This window comes from Diaphorobacter sp. HDW4B (assembly GCF_011305535.1).
GTDB lineage: Bacteria > Pseudomonadota > Gammaproteobacteria > Burkholderiales > Burkholderiaceae_C > Diaphorobacter_A.
Genome location: NZ_CP049905.1, coordinates 1,821,114 through 1,837,623, shown reverse-complemented (window position 1 = coordinate 1,837,623; position 16,510 = coordinate 1,821,114). Strand labels below are relative to the sequence as shown.

At 63.1% G+C, this 16,510-nt stretch carries 14 protein-coding genes; 8 read left to right on the top strand and 6 right to left on the bottom strand.

Features of this window, described 5'->3' with window-relative positions; translation table 11 throughout:
• Nucleotides 1–28: 28 nt before the first annotated feature.
• Entirely contained in the window at nucleotides 29–1,363 is a 1,335-nt protein-coding gene (locus tag G7048_RS08450; protein ID WP_371747662.1) for a DUF445 domain-containing protein, read from the top strand.
• A gap of 14 nt (nucleotides 1,364–1,377) precedes the next feature.
• On the opposite strand, the gene G7048_RS08445 is transcribed toward G7048_RS08450, so the two are convergent.
• The gene (locus tag G7048_RS08445) at nucleotides 1,378–1,869 is read right to left on the bottom strand and encodes a hypothetical protein (protein WP_240933219.1); all 492 of its coding nucleotides are present in this window, start codon (nucleotides 1,867–1,869) and stop codon (nucleotides 1,378–1,380) included.
• A 116-nt stretch (nucleotides 1,870–1,985) separates the two neighbouring features.
• Between G7048_RS08445 and G7048_RS08440 the strand changes: the two genes are divergently transcribed.
• The 4 genes from G7048_RS08440 (at nucleotide 1,986) to G7048_RS08425 (ending at nucleotide 5,848) form a co-directional block, all read left to right on the top strand.
• Nucleotides 1,986–2,924, top strand: coding sequence for a TauD/TfdA family dioxygenase (locus G7048_RS08440; protein ID WP_166067705.1), 939 nt, complete (start codon nucleotides 1,986–1,988; stop codon nucleotides 2,922–2,924).
• A gap of 70 nt (nucleotides 2,925–2,994) precedes the next feature.
• Nucleotides 2,995–4,059 carry an ABC transporter substrate-binding protein gene (locus G7048_RS08435; RefSeq protein WP_166067704.1) on the top strand — a complete coding sequence of 355 codons (1,065 nt, stop codon included), beginning with the start codon at nucleotides 2,995–2,997 and terminating at the stop codon, nucleotides 4,057–4,059.
• 11 nt (nucleotides 4,060–4,070) lie between these two features.
• Entirely contained in the window at nucleotides 4,071–4,973 is a 903-nt protein-coding gene (locus G7048_RS08430) for an ABC transporter ATP-binding protein (protein ID WP_166067703.1), read from the top strand.
• The gene (locus G7048_RS08425; RefSeq protein ID WP_166067702.1) at nucleotides 4,970–5,848 is read left to right on the top strand and encodes an ABC transporter permease; all 879 of its coding nucleotides are present in this window, start codon (nucleotides 4,970–4,972) and stop codon (nucleotides 5,846–5,848) included. Before G7048_RS08430 ends, G7048_RS08425 begins: the two co-directional genes overlap by 4 nt.
• 38 nt (nucleotides 5,849–5,886) lie before the next feature.
• Here G7048_RS08425 and G7048_RS08420 read toward each other — a convergent pair whose 3' ends face one another.
• The 5 genes from G7048_RS08420 to G7048_RS08400 all read right to left on the bottom strand — a co-directional run bounded on the left by G7048_RS08420 (nucleotide 5,887) and on the right by G7048_RS08400 (nucleotide 10,894).
• Nucleotides 5,887–6,501 (bottom strand): zinc-ribbon domain containing protein, encoded by a 615-nt coding sequence (locus G7048_RS08420; RefSeq protein WP_166067701.1) that lies wholly within the window; start codon nucleotides 6,499–6,501, stop codon nucleotides 5,887–5,889.
• A 21-nt stretch (nucleotides 6,502–6,522) separates the two neighbouring features.
• Nucleotides 6,523–8,037 (bottom strand): FAD-linked oxidase C-terminal domain-containing protein, encoded by a 1,515-nt coding sequence (locus tag G7048_RS08415; RefSeq protein WP_166067700.1) that lies wholly within the window; start codon nucleotides 8,035–8,037, stop codon nucleotides 6,523–6,525.
• A gap of 94 nt (nucleotides 8,038–8,131) precedes the next feature.
• Nucleotides 8,132–9,046, bottom strand: a complete 915-nt coding sequence (locus tag G7048_RS08410) for a LysR substrate-binding domain-containing protein (RefSeq protein WP_166067699.1) — start codon at nucleotides 9,044–9,046, stop codon at nucleotides 8,132–8,134.
• Between the two features lie 42 nt (nucleotides 9,047–9,088).
• The gene (gene purU, locus G7048_RS08405) at nucleotides 9,089–9,937 is read right to left on the bottom strand and encodes a formyltetrahydrofolate deformylase (protein WP_166067698.1); all 849 of its coding nucleotides are present in this window, start codon (nucleotides 9,935–9,937) and stop codon (nucleotides 9,089–9,091) included.
• Between the two features lie 66 nt (nucleotides 9,938–10,003).
• The gene (locus G7048_RS08400) at nucleotides 10,004–10,894 is read right to left on the bottom strand and encodes a ChaN family lipoprotein (protein WP_166067697.1); all 891 of its coding nucleotides are present in this window, start codon (nucleotides 10,892–10,894) and stop codon (nucleotides 10,004–10,006) included.
• A gap of 306 nt (nucleotides 10,895–11,200) precedes the next feature.
• Between G7048_RS08400 and G7048_RS08395 the strand changes: the two genes are divergently transcribed.
• From G7048_RS08395 to G7048_RS08385, 3 genes are all read left to right on the top strand, one after another.
• Entirely contained in the window at nucleotides 11,201–13,657 is a 2,457-nt protein-coding gene (locus G7048_RS08395) for an adenosylcobalamin-dependent ribonucleoside-diphosphate reductase (protein ID WP_166067696.1), read from the top strand.
• Between the two features lie 184 nt (nucleotides 13,658–13,841).
• A complete protein-coding gene (locus G7048_RS08390; RefSeq protein ID WP_166067695.1) occupies nucleotides 13,842–15,779 on the top strand; it encodes a type IV pili methyl-accepting chemotaxis transducer N-terminal domain-containing protein in 1,938 nt (645 codons plus the stop codon).
• Entirely contained in the window at nucleotides 15,776–16,465 is a 690-nt protein-coding gene (locus tag G7048_RS08385; RefSeq protein ID WP_166067694.1) for a response regulator, read from the top strand. Before G7048_RS08390 ends, G7048_RS08385 begins: the two co-directional genes overlap by 4 nt.
• The last annotated feature ends 45 nt before the right edge of the window (nucleotides 16,466–16,510 follow it).

Below are 16,510 nucleotides of genomic sequence, written 5' to 3'. Positions count from 1 at the left end.
CAAGCCTTGCCGGGCTATGCTTGAGGGCATGCAAATGCTTCCGCTGGAGGATCAGGACTCGCCGGGTGCCAGCGCCGCCACTGCCGCGCGCGCAGCCCAGCTCTCGCACGCCAAGCGGCAGGCCACGGGCCTGTTCATCGCGGTGGTCGTGATCTTCGCGTTCACCTACGCCTTTCCGCAAAACCTCTGGGTCGAGTGCATACGCGCGATGGCCGAGGCCGCCATGGTCGGTGCGCTGGCCGACTGGTTCGCCGTCTCGGCGCTGTTCCGGCGCATTCCGCTGCCGTATCTCGCGCGGCACACAGACATCATCGCCCGCAACAAGGACCGCATTGGAGACAACCTTTCGGCCTTCGTGCGCGACCGGTTTCTCGACGCGCCTTCGCTGGTCACCATTATCCGCCGCCATGACCCAGCCGACATGCTGGCCCAGTGGCTCACCTCGCCCGCCAACTCCGGACTGCTCGGCAAGCAGGTTTCGCGCCTCATGGCCACGGCGCTCGACACGGTGGAAGACGACAAGATTCAGGAGCTGCTCAACAGCGCCGCACGCGCCCTGATCGGCCAACTCGACATCTCGCGCACCATGGCCGCTGCGCTCGGTGCGCTGACCCACGAGCGCCGCCACCAGGTCCTGCTCGACGATCTGCTGGTGCGCTTGAACTCGCTGCTGCAGTCGGCCGAGACCCGCAGCTTCATCGCCAACACGCTGGTCAACTGGATCAAGCGCGAACATCCGCTCAAGCAGAAAGTGCTGCCCACCGACTGGCTGGGCGGCAAGGGCGCATCGGCCATCTCGCATGCGGTGGAGACGCTGCTGGTCGAGGTCGCCAAGGACCCGAATCACCAGTTGCGCGATGCGCTGGACGAAGCCATCGTCAAGCTGATCGAGCGCATGCAGAACGACCCCGACTGGGAAGAACGTGGTGAGCAGATTCGCGGCTATCTGCAGAACGACGAGGCGCTGGGCAGCTACGTGCACGAGATCTGGGCCGACCTGCGCCGCAAGCTGCGTGCCGATCTGCAGGACGAGAACTCGGCGATTGCGAGCAGTGTCTCCAGCATGGGCAAGTGGCTGGGCATGTCGCTCGCGGGTGACGCCGCGCTGCGTGTGCGCCTGAACGTGCGCCTCGAACTCTGGGCCGCGCAATGGGCGCCCGATGTGGCCCAGTCGGTTGCCGAACACATCCGTGCCACGGTGCAGCGCTGGGATGCGCAGGAAATGGCGCTGCTCGTGGAGCAGCACATCGGCAGCGACCTGCAATACATCCGCATCAACGGCACCATCGTCGGCGGCTTCATCGGCCTGATCCTGTTCGTGATTTCACACGCCACCGTGATCTGGCAGGCCCTGCAAAGCTGATTTCTGATCCTCGATCAGTCTTCCGAATCTTCGTCCTTGGACTCGCTGCTCTGACCTGCCAGCTTGGCAGCACCATCCAGCAGATGCTTGCCCAGTTGCTGCCAGGCCTCGGCCTCTTCGGGCGATCCCGCAAAGTGATAACAGCTCGCCACAGCCATCGCGAGGCGGCCGTTTTCGGGTGTCAGGTCGAACGCCAACTCGGCCTGCGCTGCGGCGTTGGTCCACATCACCTTGGCGTTGGGCGAGCCTTCCTTTTGCAGCGCATGGGCCTCGGCCATCCAGGCCTGGGCGAGCTTGAACGCGGCTTCGGGCTCGTCGCGGTCGGCCTTGTGGGCGTAGTAATACTGCTTGCCTGCGTCCTGCCACAGTTCGCGCGCCTTGGCGAAATCGCTGGTGGCCAGAGCCTGCGCCTGAGCGACCAGCGCGTTTCCGGCGTCCAGATGTTTCTTGTAGTCGATGGACTCGGGGGAAGCGGAAGAAGAGGGAGTGGAATCGTCGTTTGCCATGGCGATATTGTCGCGCCGCTCGGGCTTTTGCATATGCAAGCATGAAAATCTTCGTTCCGGCGTGGGGCCGAGACTTCTAGAGTCATCCGATCAATGTGTATTCGAGAGGATCTCCGATGTCTGCCGTTCTTGCTGCCCGCGCGCCATTTCAGGAGCCAGTCCACGAGCCATTGCAGTCGACGTCGACGGCACAGGATTTCGAGATTCGCCTCGCCCCCGGTGCCGCTGGCGCGCTGGGTGCGGAGGTGCTGGGGCTGGATCTGTCGCGGCCCATCACGCTGGAGGATTTCCGGCGCATTCAGCGCGCGCATCTCGATCACCACGTGCTGGTGTTTCGCGATCAGCGCATCACGCCTGCGCAGCACGTGGCGTTCAGCCGCCTGTTCGGTCCGCTGCAGATCCATGTGCTGCACCAGTTCCAACTGCAAGGCCATCCCGAGGTGCTGATCGTCTCCAACATCCGCGAGAACGGCGCGCCCATCGGGCTGGGCGATGCGGGGCATTTCTGGCATTCGGACCTGTCGTACAAAGACAAGCCCAGCCTCGGCAGCCTGCTGCATGCGCAGGAGCTGCCCGCCGTTGGTGGCGACACGCTTTTCGCCGATCAGCATGTCGCTTATGACCGCCTGCCCACCGAACTCCAACGCACGCTGGTGGGCCTGCAGGCCGAGCACAGCTATCTGCTGCAGTACGAGCAACTGCGTGCGAAGAGCCCGTGGCGTCCGGCCTTGACGCAGGCGCAGATCGACGAGGTGAAGCCCGCCGTTCATCCGGTCGTGCACACGCATCCTGGCAATGGCCGCAAGGCGCTTTTCGTGAGCGAGCATTTCACCACCCGCATCGTCGGTTGGCCCGAGGACGAAAGCCGCGATCTGCTGCAGCGCCTGTTCGCGCATTCCGTGCAGCCCGAGTTCATCTATCGCCACCAATGGCAGCCGCACGATCTGGTGTTCTGGGACAACCGCTCCGTCGTTCATCTGGCAGCAGGCACGCCCGACGACCAGCGCCGCAAGCTCTTTCGCACCACCGTGGAAGGCGCCGCGCCCGTGGCTTGAGAGCGCCTTCTTTCGTCATCCGCCGAATCCATTCGAACTCATTCGAACCCATCCACTTCGCGACCTCTTCATGCCAAAGAACCATTCACCCTCCATCGTCAAACCCAACCGCTTGAATCGTCTGCGCCGCATCCTGACGGGCGGCCTGGCCGGATCGGTGCTGCTCGCGGGCAGCCTCGGCGTCACCTCTGCCATCGCCAAGGAAGGGCAGTTGCGCATCGCCCAGCAGTTCGGCGTCGTCTACCTGCTGCTGAACGTGGCGCAGGAGCAGAAGCTCATCGAAAAGCACGGCAAGACGCATGGCGTGGACATCAAGGTGGAGTTCCTCAAGCTCTCCGGCGGCTCGGCCGTGAACGACGCGCTGCTCTCGGACAACATCGACATCGCGGGTGCTGGCGTGGGCCCGCTGTTCACGCTGTGGGACCGCACGCGTGGGCGTCAGAACGTCAAGGGCGTCGCGTCGCTGGGCAATTTCCCGTACTACCTCGTGAGCAACAACCCGGCGGTCAAGACCATCGACGACTTCAGCGAGAAGGACCGCATCGCGCTGCCAGCGGTGGGCGTGTCCGTGCAGTCGCGCGTGCTGCAATTCGCATCGGCCAAACGCTGGGGCGATGCCGCCTACAACCGGCTCGACAAGCTGCAGGTGGCGATTCCACATTCCGATGCGGCGGCGGCCATCATCAAGGGCGGCACGGAAATCACCACGCATTTCGGCAATCCGCCGTTCCAGGAACAGAAACTCGCGGGCAACCCGCAAGCGCACGTCGTGCTCAATTCGTATGACGTGCAAGGCGGACCTGCATCGAGCACCGTGCTCTATGCCACCGAAAAATTCCGCAAGGACAGCCCCAAGACCTATCGCGCCTTCGTCGATGCGCTTGATGAGGCCGCCAAGTTCATCACCGCCAACCCCGAGCAGGCCGCCGACATCTACCAGAAGGTCAATGGCAGCAACGTGGACCGCAAACTGCTGCTGGAGGTGATCCGCAACCCGCTGGTGCAATTCAAGGTGCAGCCTCAGAACACCTTGTCGCTCGGTCAGTTCATGCACCGCGTCGGCGCGATCAAGACGGCACCTCAGAAGCTCGACGATTATTTCTTTGATGACCCGCGCACAGCGGGTGGAAGCTGAAGGAACAGAGCATGAGCGACCTTGCCTTTCGTTCCAACATCACCGCGCGCCGTGGCGTGTGGCCTCTGGAAGCCGCAAGCGTCGTCCAACGACAGACGTTGAACGCCGATTGGGCACCCACGCAGGAGGACGCCGCGCTGCTGCAGGTGCGCGATCTCAGCATCGATTACGACACGCCCGAGCGCCGTGTACGGGCCACGCATCGGGTGTCGCTCGATGTGTTTGAGGGCGATCGCTACATCTTGCTGGGCGCGTCGGGTTGCGGCAAAAGCAGCCTGCTCAAGACCTTGGCCGGTTTCATCGAGCCGAGCGAAGGACAGGTGCTGCTGGATGGACATCCGGTGCAGGGACCGGGCCCTGATCGCGTGGTCGTGTTTCAGGAGTTCGACCAGTTGCCGCCATGGAAAACGGTGCGCGAGAACGTGATCTTTCCGCTGGTGGCGTCGGGCCGACTGTCACGTGCCGAGGCCGCCGAACGCGCGGACATCTACATCGCCAAGGTGGGCCTGTCGGCGTTTGCCAATGTGCATCCGCACCAGCTCTCGGGCGGAATGAAGCAACGCGTGGCGATTGCGCGGGCGCTGGCGATGCAGCCGCGTGTGCTGCTGATGGACGAGCCCTTTGCTGCGCTCGACGCGCTCACCCGTCGCCGCATGCAGGAAGAACTTTTGGGGCTGTGGGCAGAACTGCGCTTCACGCTCGTGTTCGTCACGCATTCCATCGAAGAGGCGCTGGTGCTGGGCAATCGCATCGCCATCCTCTCGCCGCATCCCGGTCGTCTGCGCGCCGAAATCAACAGCCACGGTTTTGATCTTTCCGACCAGGGCAGTGCCGAATTTCAGGCAGCGACGCAACGCATCCATGGCCTGCTTTTCGAGCAACCAGCGAAGATCGAGCTGGAGGTCGCAGCATGACGACTTCAACTCAGGCGTTTCCACCGATTCGCCCCGAAGTGCTCCACGAGCTGCCGCCGCTGGAACATATCCGCGCCAGCACGCCGCTTCCGTGGGGGCAACGTCTCTGGCGCTCATCGGCACTGCGCCGCGTGGTGATTCTTGCGGTGCTGGCCGCACTCTGGCAGCTGCTTGCAGCATGGCAGGACAACGACCTGCTGCTGCCCACTTTCACGCAAACGATCAAGGCGCTGGCCGAAGGGCTGGCGTCAGGCGAGCTGCTGGCCAAGGCGGCGATTTCGCTCAAGATACTCGTGCAAGGCTATCTGGCAGGCATCGTGGGTGCCTTGCTGCTCACGGCGGTGGCGGTGTCCACGGCGGTTGGCCGCGATGTGCTCACCACGCTCACCAGCATGTTCAACCCCTTGCCAGCGATTGCACTGCTGCCGCTGGCCTTGCTGTGGTTTGGCCTCGGGCAGGGCAGCCTGATCTTTGTGCTCGTCCATTCGGTGCTGTGGCCACTGGCGCTCAACACCTATGCAGGCTTTCAGGCCGTGCCCGAAACCCTGCGCATGGCGGGCCGCAACTACGGTCTCACGGGGCTGCGCTACGTGCTGCAGATTCTGGTGCCCGCCGCACTGCCCGCCATTCTTTCAGGGCTCAAAATCGGCTGGGCCTTCGCCTGGCGCACGCTGATCGCAGCCGAACTGGTGTTCGGCGCATCATCCGGTCAGGGCGGGCTGGGCTGGTACATCTTCCAGAACCGCAACGAGCTCTACACCGACAAAGTGTTTGCCGGCCTGCTCATGGTGATCGGCATCGGCTTACTTGTGGAGACGCTGGGCTTTCACACGCTGGAGCGACTCACGGTGCGCAAGTGGGGGGTGCAGCGCTGAGAGTGGGTACGCACTGAAATCGGGGCGTGACAGCCTTGTCACCGATGTCTGATCGGATGCGGTGTTGGCGTGGAATCTCTCTCGATCAGCTCTGTCATTCGCTGCGTTCCCGGATATTCGGGAATGTCTCGTTGGGCTTGTCCTTGAAGCGCTTGCAGACGCTGCATGCTTGTGAGGTAACCCGCGTCGATCAAGGTGATCGTATCGTCCACCAACTGCATCAATTCCTTGCGCGTGGGGTGCGCAAGATTCTTCAACTGTGCATACCGTTTGAGTCGCGTCTTCTCGCGATGGAGAATTTTGCGGCAGAGAGGGCAGTTCACGCAATCGGCGTCGACGTAGAAGCCCAGATCCTCAAACCAGTGCTGCTGCTCCTTGGCGAAAAACAGGAAGGGGCGTTGGCATTTGCGGCAGGTCGCGAGCATGTCCACGTAGAACAAGCGCGGATAGAGCGCAAAGTTCTGGCTGGAGACATCGGCTGCGAGCACCGATTGGGGAAAAATGCGGTCTTCTTGGTACTGCCAATGCCCGCGAAGGATGCTCTGCAGATCGACTTGGAGCCCGGACACCATAGGTTGGGATCCATATCGTGGATGGGGCACGATGTCGTTGGGCAACTGAGGATGGGGCATGGCGTCCTGTACTTTCGGCATGAAAGCCCCTCTGGTTTTCGATCAGAACCGCTCCAGCTCAGGATGCTTGATCTGCCCGCCGCGCACCAGCATCTTGCCGTATTCGGCACAGCGGTTGAGCGTGGGAATCACCTTGCCGGGGTTGAGCAGACCCTTGGGATCGAACGCGCCCTTGAGCGCGAACATCTGCAAGTTTTCTTCGGTGGTGAATTGGGTGCACATGCTGTTGAGCTTTTCGATGCCCACGCCGTGCTCGCCGGTTACTGTGCCGCCCATCGCGACGCTGGTTTCCAGAATGTCGGCACCGAACAGCTCGCAGCGGTGCAATTCGTCCGGGTCGTTCGCGTCGAACAGGATCAGCGGATGCAGGTTGCCGTCGCCCGCATGGAACACGTTGGCGCAGCGCAGGCGGTATTTCTTCTCCATCTCCTGGATGGCGAGCAGGATGTCGGCCAGGCGTTTGCGCGGGATGGTCGAGTCCATGCACATGTAGTCGGGGCTGATGCGACCGCTGGCGGGGAAGGCATTCTTGCGGCCGCTCCAGAAACGCAGGCGTTCTTCCTCGTTGTTGCTCACGGTGATGGCGGTCGCGCCCGCGCCGCGCAGCACCTCGGTCATGCGGCCGATTTCTTCCTCGACTTCTTCGGGCGTGCCGTCGCTTTCGCACAGCAAAATGGCTTCGGCGGTGAGGTCGTAGTCGGCGCAGACAAAGTCTTCGACGGCGGCGGTCATGGGCTTGTCCATCATTTCCAAGCCTGCCGGGATGATGCCCGCCGCGATCACCGCAGCCACGGCGTCACCGGCTTTGCGCACGTCGTCGAAGCTGGCCATGATGCAGCGCGCCAGTTGTGGCTTGGGGATGAGCTTGACGGTCACCTCCAGCGCCACGGCCAGCATGCCTTCGCTGCCGATCATCGCGGCCAGCAGGTCGTAGCCGGGCACGTCGAGCGCTTCGCTGCCGAAGGTGATCGGCTCACCTTCAATCGTGAAACCGCGCACGCGCAGCACGTTGTGCACCGTCAGGCCATATTTCAGGCAATGCACGCCGCCGGAGTTCTCGGCCACGTTGCCGCCGATCGTGCAGGCGATCTGGCTGCTCGGGTCGGGCGCGTAGTACAGATTGTGCGGAGCAGCCGCTTCGCTGATCGCCAGATTGCGCACGCCGCATTGCACGCGCGCCGTGCGGCTGACCGGATTGACTTCCAGAATCTGGTTGAACTTGGCAAGCGACAGCGTCACCCCCATCGCATGCGGCATCGCGCCACCGGACAGGCCCGTGCCCGCTCCGCGCGCGACGACTGGCGCATTCAGCTGATGACACACGCGCAGTGCGGCTTGCACCTGCGCTTCGGTTTCCGGCAGGGCGACGACCAACGGGCGCTGGCGATAGGCCGTCAGCCCGTCGCATTCGTAGGGCGTGGTGTCTTCGGAGTTCCAAAGCAGCGCGTGCGCAGGCAGATGCTTGCCGAGCGCATCGATGATTTCTTTTTGACGCGCAGCACGTTCGCTTTGCGTCGGCGGCTTGGGATCGGGGGAGGATGAGGGGGCTGTGCTCATCCTGTGAATGTAGTTCAAGCGACGGGCGCGTGGCGTGAACAAATTTGCACGGGTGTGTGAACCCGCTTGTGGTCAAACGGGTGCCGTCACACCATCACGCCAGCGTCTTGCGCAACCATTCCGCAAACGCCGCGCATTCCCAGCGGTCCATGGTGCCGGTTTTCCAGCACAGGTAGTGCGCGTGGGGGCTGGGGGCGACGATGTTGTCGTACAGGCGCACGAGCGTGCCCTGGTCGAGCCACGGGCGGCCGAGCTTGAGGCGCACGAGGGCCACGCCCATGCCGGCGGCGGCGGCGTCGCACATCAGGCCGATGTCGTTGAACTGCGAGCCTTCGGTGGGGGCGGGCCAGTTCAGGCCGCAGACGTCGAACCAGCTGCGCCAAGGCTCCAGCGGGCTGCGCAGGAGGGGGATGCCTTCGAGGTCTTCGGGGCGCTCGAACGGGCCGTGCTCGCGCACGAAGGCGGGCGAGGCAAGTGGGGTGACGATGTCGCGCGCCAGCTCGACATGCTCCATGTCGGCGTAGTGACCGGGGCCAAAGCGCACGACCAGGTCGGCGTCTTCCGCCACCACGTCGAGCAGCGGGATCGATACCTGCAGCGCGAGGTCGATTTCCGGATAGGCCTCGGTGAACTGGCGCAGACGCGGGATCAGGATGGCGCGCGCGAAGGTCGGCGTGACCGCCAGCTTGAGGCGGCGCTTGCCCGGATTGTTGTCCGCGCCCGGAAAGCGCTGCAGCGCGCCCAGCCCTTCGCGCACGTGCGAGAGATAGGCGCTGCCGTCGGTCGTGAGCGAAAAATCGGCGCGGCCGAACAGGCGCGTGCCGAGAATCTGCTCCAACTGCTTCACACGGTGGCTCACCGCGCTGGGTGTCACGCACAGCTCGTCGGCGGTCAGTGTGACGCTGCGCAGCCGCGCCAGCGCTTCAAACGTGAGCAGGCACTGGATGGGCGGAATGCGCCTGAGGGCGCTGGCATCCACACTGATGGGGTTGGGGGATGTGCTGCTCATGATGGTGTGTGAAGGCGGCTGGTTGGCGAGCTTTGGCTGCTTTTACTTGAAGATCACCGTCTTGTGGCCGTTCATCAACACGCGGTGCTCGCTGTGCCATTTCACGGCGCGGGCCAGCACCTGGCTTTCGGTGTCGCCGCCGCGAGCGGTCAGGTCTTCCACGGTGTCCGAATGGCTTGCGCGCGCCACGTCCTGCTCGATGATCGGGCCTTCGTCCAGATCAGCGGTGACGTAATGGGCGGTTGCGCCGATGAGCTTCACGCCACGGTCATGCGCCTGGTAGTACGGCTTGGCACCCTTGAAGCTGGGCAGGAAGCTGTGGTGGATGTTGATCGCGCGGCCCGAGAGCTTCTTGCACATGTCGTCCGACAGCACCTGCATGTAGCGCGCGAGCACGACCAGCTCGGCACCTTCGGCCTGAATGATCTCGTACTGCTTGGCTTCGGCCTGTGCCTTGGTGGCGGCCGTCATCGGAATGTGGTGGAACGGAATGTTGTAGCTGGCCGCGAGCTGGTAGAAGTCGCGGTGGTTGCTGACGATGGCGCGGATGTCGATCGGCAGCAGGCCGGACTTCCAGCGGAACAGCAGGTCGTTCAAGCAGCGGCCATCCTTGCTGACCATGATCACGGTCTTCATGGCTTCGGTGGTCGAATGCAGGCTCCACTTCATCTCGAAGGTTTCTGCAAAAGCGGCTACTTCGGCCTTCAATGATGGCAAATCCGGGTTTTCGCACGCAAACTGCACGCGCATGAAGAACAGGCCCGTGGCGCTGTCGTTGTATTGCGCTGCTTCTTCGATGTTGCCATTGCGCTCCAGCAGGAAGCCGGAGACAGCGTGTACCAGCCCAAGGCGGTCCGGGCAGGAGAGTGTCAGGATGAAGGATTCAGTCATATTGCGCCAATTGTCGCAGCACGCTGGTACATGCGTGGGGAGAGGGGCGTGGTTTCCCTGACTGAATCAGCGCTTGAAGTGCTGACGCAGCTCGGCGCAATGGTCTTTGCTGGGCAGAGCCGGGGTCACGATGAAAATGTTTGATTCATATTTGATAGCTGAATCGACAGCGCCTGCCTGCGCAATCGCCTTGTGAGCCAGCAGGTTGGCAGGCAGCCAGGTGGCGACACCGACGCGGGAACGCACATGACCGTGTCCGGCGATGAGCAGCACGGTGCGGCCCGGCTCAATGGCGGACCGCACGATCTGGGCCATGCTTTCGTCGCGCGCGAGCTGAATTCGGGCCATAGGCTGTAGTTGGGTCTCTGGCAGCAGGTTGCAATGGCCTTGTTTGATCGCATCACGCTGAATCTGCATGGCTTCAGCGCTCAAATGCTGATCAAAACGCGCGTTCTTCATCGCGTCTGCCATCTGCTTGCGTGGCAGGTTGCCACCGAGCACGGGCACTTCAGCGCGCACAGCCGCCATCACGGAAGGTCCATAGGATTCCCAAGGCCAGGCTTTGTCGTTCCAGTTCAGGGCTTGTTGCACATCGGCTTCGCTGGCGTTGGCGGGCAGCCCGTGGGTGGTGGCTCCGGCGTCGGCCATCTCCAGCACCAGCGCGGCCAGTCGCTTGCGCTGGGTGAGTTCGCGGACCGTGTCTGCCTCCCAGGCGTGGTGCTCGGGCGCATCATGCTGCTCGCCCAGCATGATCACAGGGGCGGTCTGCATGCGGGTCAACCATTCGAGCCACTGGGTCTTGGCCTTGGTCAAATTTTCGGTGTGGTCGAAGCGCAATTCGGGGGTCTCCGGCACCCGGTCTGCAGTCGGCAGGTTGCAGCCCGTCAGCAGCCAACCGGCCAGCGCCAGAGCCGACAAGGCCGAACGGGTGAGTGGGCGCTTCAAGATGCGAATCATTGTTGAATGCTAGTCTTTTTTTCGCGTTTTTCGGGGCTGTCTGATTGGTGTCATCTCTTGTAAATGAATGTCAGAAATGTCTGTCAAGGGCTATCTTCGTAATTGCGAATATTGCCAGCAATGGTGAGGCAAGTTTGCTATTAAAAATGAGCTTCGATGGAAGATGCCTTGATTAGAATTCAGACACATTTTCCGTGGAAGGTGTAGAAATACGACCTGCGCGAAACGGCATGCCGAAGCCTTGGCCCTCTGCCACGACGATCCCAAAGAATTCACTTACTTTCCAACTGTGGAGAGCACTTTTTCATGAAACGCGAAACAGCCGATCTGACCCCCACCTTGTCCATGCAACCCATCAGCCTCGACGTTCTGCGCGAGAAATATTTCAAAAACGACGAGAAGGACGTGGAGGAGCTGTACCGCCGCGTTGCGCGTGCGCTGGCATCGGTGGAACGCGAAGATCTGCGCGAGCCGCTCGAAGCCAAGTTCCTCGACAACCTGCGTCTGGGCGCGATCGGCGCGGGCCGCATCATGAGCGCGGCGGGCACCGACATTCAGGCCACGCTGATCAACTGCTTCGTGCAGCCCGTGGGTGACTGCATCCAGGGTGTGGACGACGCGGGCTACCCCGGCATCTACGAAGCGCTGCGCGAAGCGGCCGAGACCATGCGTCGCGGCGGCGGCGTGGGCTACGACTTCTCGCGCATCCGCCCACGCGGCGCGCTGGTCAAGGGCACGGCCTCGATGGCTTCGGGTCCTTGCAGCTACATCAATGTGTTCGACCAGTCCTGCTCCACCGTGGAGAGCGCGGGCGCACGTCGCGGCGCGCAGATGGGCGTGCTGCGCATCGATCACCCCGATGTGCTGGATTTCATCACCGCCAAGCGCACGCCAGGTCGCTGGAACAATTTCAACGTTTCCGTCGGTGTGCCTGACGGCTTCATGGAAGCGGTGGAGGCCGATGCCCAGTGGGAACTGGTGCACGAAGCCACTCCGGGCCTGGAACTGCAAAGCGCGGGTGCCCGCCAGCGCGATGATGGCAAGTGGATCTACCGCACGCTGCGCGCACGCGAGCTGTGGGACACGATCATGAAGTCGGCCTACGACTTCGCCGAGCCGGGCATTCTGTTCCTCGACCAGATCAACACCGACAACAACCTGCACTACGCAGAAAAGATCCAGGCCACCAATCCGTGCGGCGAGCAGCCTCTGCCGCCTTACGGCTGCTGCGATCTGGGCCCGATCATCCTCACGCGTTTTGTGCGCAACCCGTTCGGCATCCACGGCGCGGCCAAGTTCGACTTCGACGCGTTCGAAGCCTCGGTCGCCACGCAGGTGCGTGCGCTCGACAACGTGCTCGACCTGACCTTCTGGCCGCTGGAGCAGCAACGTGCCGAGTCCGCCGCCAAGCGCCGCATCGGCGTGGGCTTCACCGGCATGGGCAACACGCTGGCCATGCTCAAGCTGCGCTACGACCGCCAGGAAGGCCGCGAAATGGCGGTGCAGATCGCCGAGCGCATGCGTGACGCGGCCTACCGCGCATCGGTCGAACTCGCCAAGGAAAAGGGCGTGTTCCCCAAGTTCAATGCCGATGGTTATCTGTCGGAAGGCACATTCGCCAGCCGCCTGCCCAAGGACCTCAAGCAGCAGATCCGCACGCACGGCATTCGCAACAGCCACCTGCTGTCGATCGCGCCCACCGGCACCGTGAGCCTGGCATTCGCCGACAACGCTTCCAACGGTATCGAGCCACCGTTCTCGTGGACCTACACCCGCCGCAAGCGCGAGGCCGATGGCAGCAAGAGCGAGTACATCGTCGAAGACTACGCATGGCGCGTGTACAAGACGCTGGGCGGGGACGTGAACAACCTGCCCGAGTATTTCGTGAGCGCGATGAACATGTCCGCTGGCGAACACGTGGCGATGATGGAGGCGGTGCAGCCTTATGTCGACACGGCGATCTCCAAGACCGTCAACGTGCCGGAAGATTATCCGTACGACGATTTCAAGAACCTCTACCTGCAGGCCTGGCATTCCGGTCTGAAGGGCTTGGCCACCTACCGCCCGAACAGCATTCTGGGCGCGGTGCTCGAAGTCACGCCCGCGCCCAAGGCAGAGACGCCCGCACCGGCTGCTGTCGCTCCCACGGCGGTGTTCGATCCGATGCGCACCATGATCGAAAGCCGTCCCAAGGGCGGTCTGTCGGCGGTGGCTGAAAAGCTCGAATACTGGACGCAGGAAGGCCACAAGGCGCTGTACCTGATCGTGTCGTTCCTGCCGGTGCCGGATGGCCATGGCGGCACCATCGACCGTGCCATCGAGTTCTTCATGCCCGTGGGCCAGAGCGGCGAGTCGCAGCAGTGGATCACCTCCAGCATGCGCCTGCTCTCGCTGGCCGCGCGCGGTGGTTTCCTCGAACGTGCGCTGTCCGACATGCGCAAGGTGGCGTGGGATCGCGGCCCCGTGCGTCTGGGCTTCCACACCAAGGACGACGGCACGCGCATTCCGCTGTGGCACGACTCCGAAGTCGCCGCCATCGCCTACGCGGTGCAGAACATCCTCGCCCAGCGCGCAACGCCCCAGCAACAAAGCCTGCCGCTCGGCGAGCCCGCACTGACCGCGAATGCCGACATCAGCCAGAACGGCGGCAACCCGCCCACCATGGCCGGCAAGAAGTGCCACGAGTGCGGCGCGCACGCCGTGATCCGCAAGGACGGCTGCGACTACTGCACGCAGTGCGGCGCACTGGGCAGCTGCGGTTGATGTGACGTGAACTGACGTGACGTGGGGTCGGCCTCTCGCCGACACCGAGCGTCTGAATGCAACAGGCCGCGCATGGGTTTCCATGCGCGGCCTGTTGATTTTTGGCGCGGACGGGTGGGGCTGACCTGCTGAGGAATTGACCGAAGTCAATTCCATGCGGTCCTCATGTTCATAGACTGCGGCAATGAACACTCGGCCATCACTCTCCACCAAGCTGCAGGCGTTGGGGATCATCTTTTTGCTGGTGGCCCTGGCGTCCATTGGTTTCACGCTGTGGATCACCTGGCGGCTCGAAGGTGGGGCGGCTGCCGTCAACGAGGCAGGGCGTCTGCGCATGAACATGATGCGCATGGTGCTGGCGCGGCAGCATGAGTCACCCGAAGCGCTGCTCGCACGCACGCAGCGCTTCGATGAATCGCTGGAACTGCTGCGCGTGGGCGATCCCTCGCGGCCCCTGTTCGTGCCATGGAACGACGAAGCCCGCGCCCATTACGCCGAGGTGCATGGCGCCTGGACCGCGCTCAAGGGCGATTGGCAAAAGCAGCCGATGATCGACGGCGCGCAGTCGCTGGCACGGGCGGATCGGTTTGCGGCATCGGTGGATCAGTTCGTCGAATCCATAGAAACGCAGATCGCACGCCTCACCGCAGCGCTGCACTTGTTCCAGCTTTTCATGGTGGCGCTGGCGATCGGCTCGGCGGTCGCGTTCATTGCGCTCAGTTATCTGCTGGTGCTCAATCCGGTGTCGCGGCTGCAGGTGGCGCTTTCGCGCGTGCGACAGGGTGATCTGGCGACGCGCATCGAAGTGGACAGCACGGACGAGTTCGGGCAGCTCAACGCGGGCTTCAATCTGATGACGCACGCGCTGCAGTCCTCGCACGAAGATCTGGAGCAGAAAGTGCGCGAGAAGACCATGAGCATCGAAGTGCAGAACCAGCGCTTGGCGGCCTTGTATGCGGTGAGCGCTTTGGCGGGCGAGGCTACCGACCTGCAGATGCTGACGCAGGGCTTCATTCAGGAGATCAAGAAGGTGGCCGCTTGCGACGCGGCGGTCGTGCGCTGGTCGGACGAGACCAATGAGCGCTACATGATGCTGGCGTCCGAAGGCATGCCCGAAGCCATTCAGGACGAAGAGCAATGCCTGATGGCGGGCAGTTGCGAATGCGGGCAGTCGCAGGGAGCCGGTCCGGCGGCGATGCGCGTGATCAGTCTGGTGCCCAAGGGCAGCTACGAAAAAGGCCTGTCGCATTGTCTGCAGGCGGGCTTTCGCACCGTGGTGAGCATTCCCGTGCAATTGCAGCAGCGCGTGCTCGGCGAGGTCGATCTGTTTTTCCGCACGCATGAAGCGCTGAGCGACGGCATGCGCGATCTGCTCACCACCATGGCGCATCACCTGGCCAACTCGATGGAGAGCATGCGCGTGACGGCGCTGGAGCGCGAAGCCGCCGTCGCGCAGGAGCGCAGCCTGATTGCGCGTGAGCTGCACGACTCGATTGCGCAGTCGCTCGCGTTTCTCAAGATCCAGACGCATCTGCTGCGCGATGCCGTGTCGCGCAAGGACGATGGTGCGCGCAACCGCACCATGGACGAACTCGAGATCGGCGTACAGGAGTGCTACAACGATGTGCGCGAGTTGCTGGTGCATTTCCGCACGCGCACGCAGGACGAAGACATCGAGGACGCGCTGCGCTCCACGCTCTCCAAGTTCGAACACCAGACGGGCGTGGCGACCACGCTGTCCATGCATGGACACGGTTATCCGCTTGCGCCCGACGTGCAGATCCAGGTGCTGCACATCGTGCAGGAAGCGCTTTCCAACGTGCGCAAGCACGCCGGTGCCACGCGGGTCGATCTGCTGGTGCAGCGCCATCCGTTCTGGCGATTCGAGGTGCTGGACAACGGCTGCGGCTTCCAGTTGGAAGACGTTCCGCCCGACTCGCTGCACGTCGGCCTCGGCATCATGAAGGAACGGGCCGAGCGCATTGGCGCACGGCTCGACGTGCATCCACGCATGCCCGGCCCCGGCACCAGCGTGGTGGTGCATCTGCCGCTCGCCGCATCCCAGACGCCATCCACCAAGCGTGAGCTGGCCACCCCTTTGATATCCCACGATCTCCCATGAACACTCCCGTAAGCGTCTTTTTGATTGACGACCACACGCTCATGCGTCGCGGTCTGGTGGCCTTGCTCGCGCAGCAGCCGGACCTCAAGGTTATCGGCGAGGCGGCTGATGCGGGACAAGCCCTGCGGCTCGTGCCCGAGCTGCGGCCCGATGTGATCCTGCTCGACAACCACTTGCCCGGTGTGACCGGCATCGACGCGATTGCGGGGCTGCGCGAAGCATCGCCAAACAGCCGCATCCTTATGCTCACCGTGAGCGAGGACGGGCAGGACCTGGCCGCCGCGCTGCGCAAGGGCGCGCAGGGCTATCTGCTCAAGACCATCGAAGGCCACATGCTGGCCGATTCCATTCATCGCGCCATGCGTGGCGAATCGGTCGTCAGCCCGGAAATGATGGGCAAGCTCGTCGCCGCATTGCGTTCGCAGGAGCCTGTGGCCGCTGCCGACGAGGCAGCAAGCGAATCTGTGCCTGACGACGTGCCGCAACTGTCTCCGCGCGAAGAGGAAGTGCTTGGCGAAATCTCGCGCGGTGCGAGCAACAAGGAGATCGCGCGCACGCTGGACATTGCCGAAACCACGGTGAAGATCCATGTGCAGCACATCCTGCGCAAGCTCGGTCTTTCGTCGCGCGTGCAGGCGGCGGTGTACGCATCTGACCGCGTGCGCGCTGCCGACAAATCGACCTGAAGAAACTGACGTGGTCCTTGCAAAAGGGGCCCCATACTCCCTCAT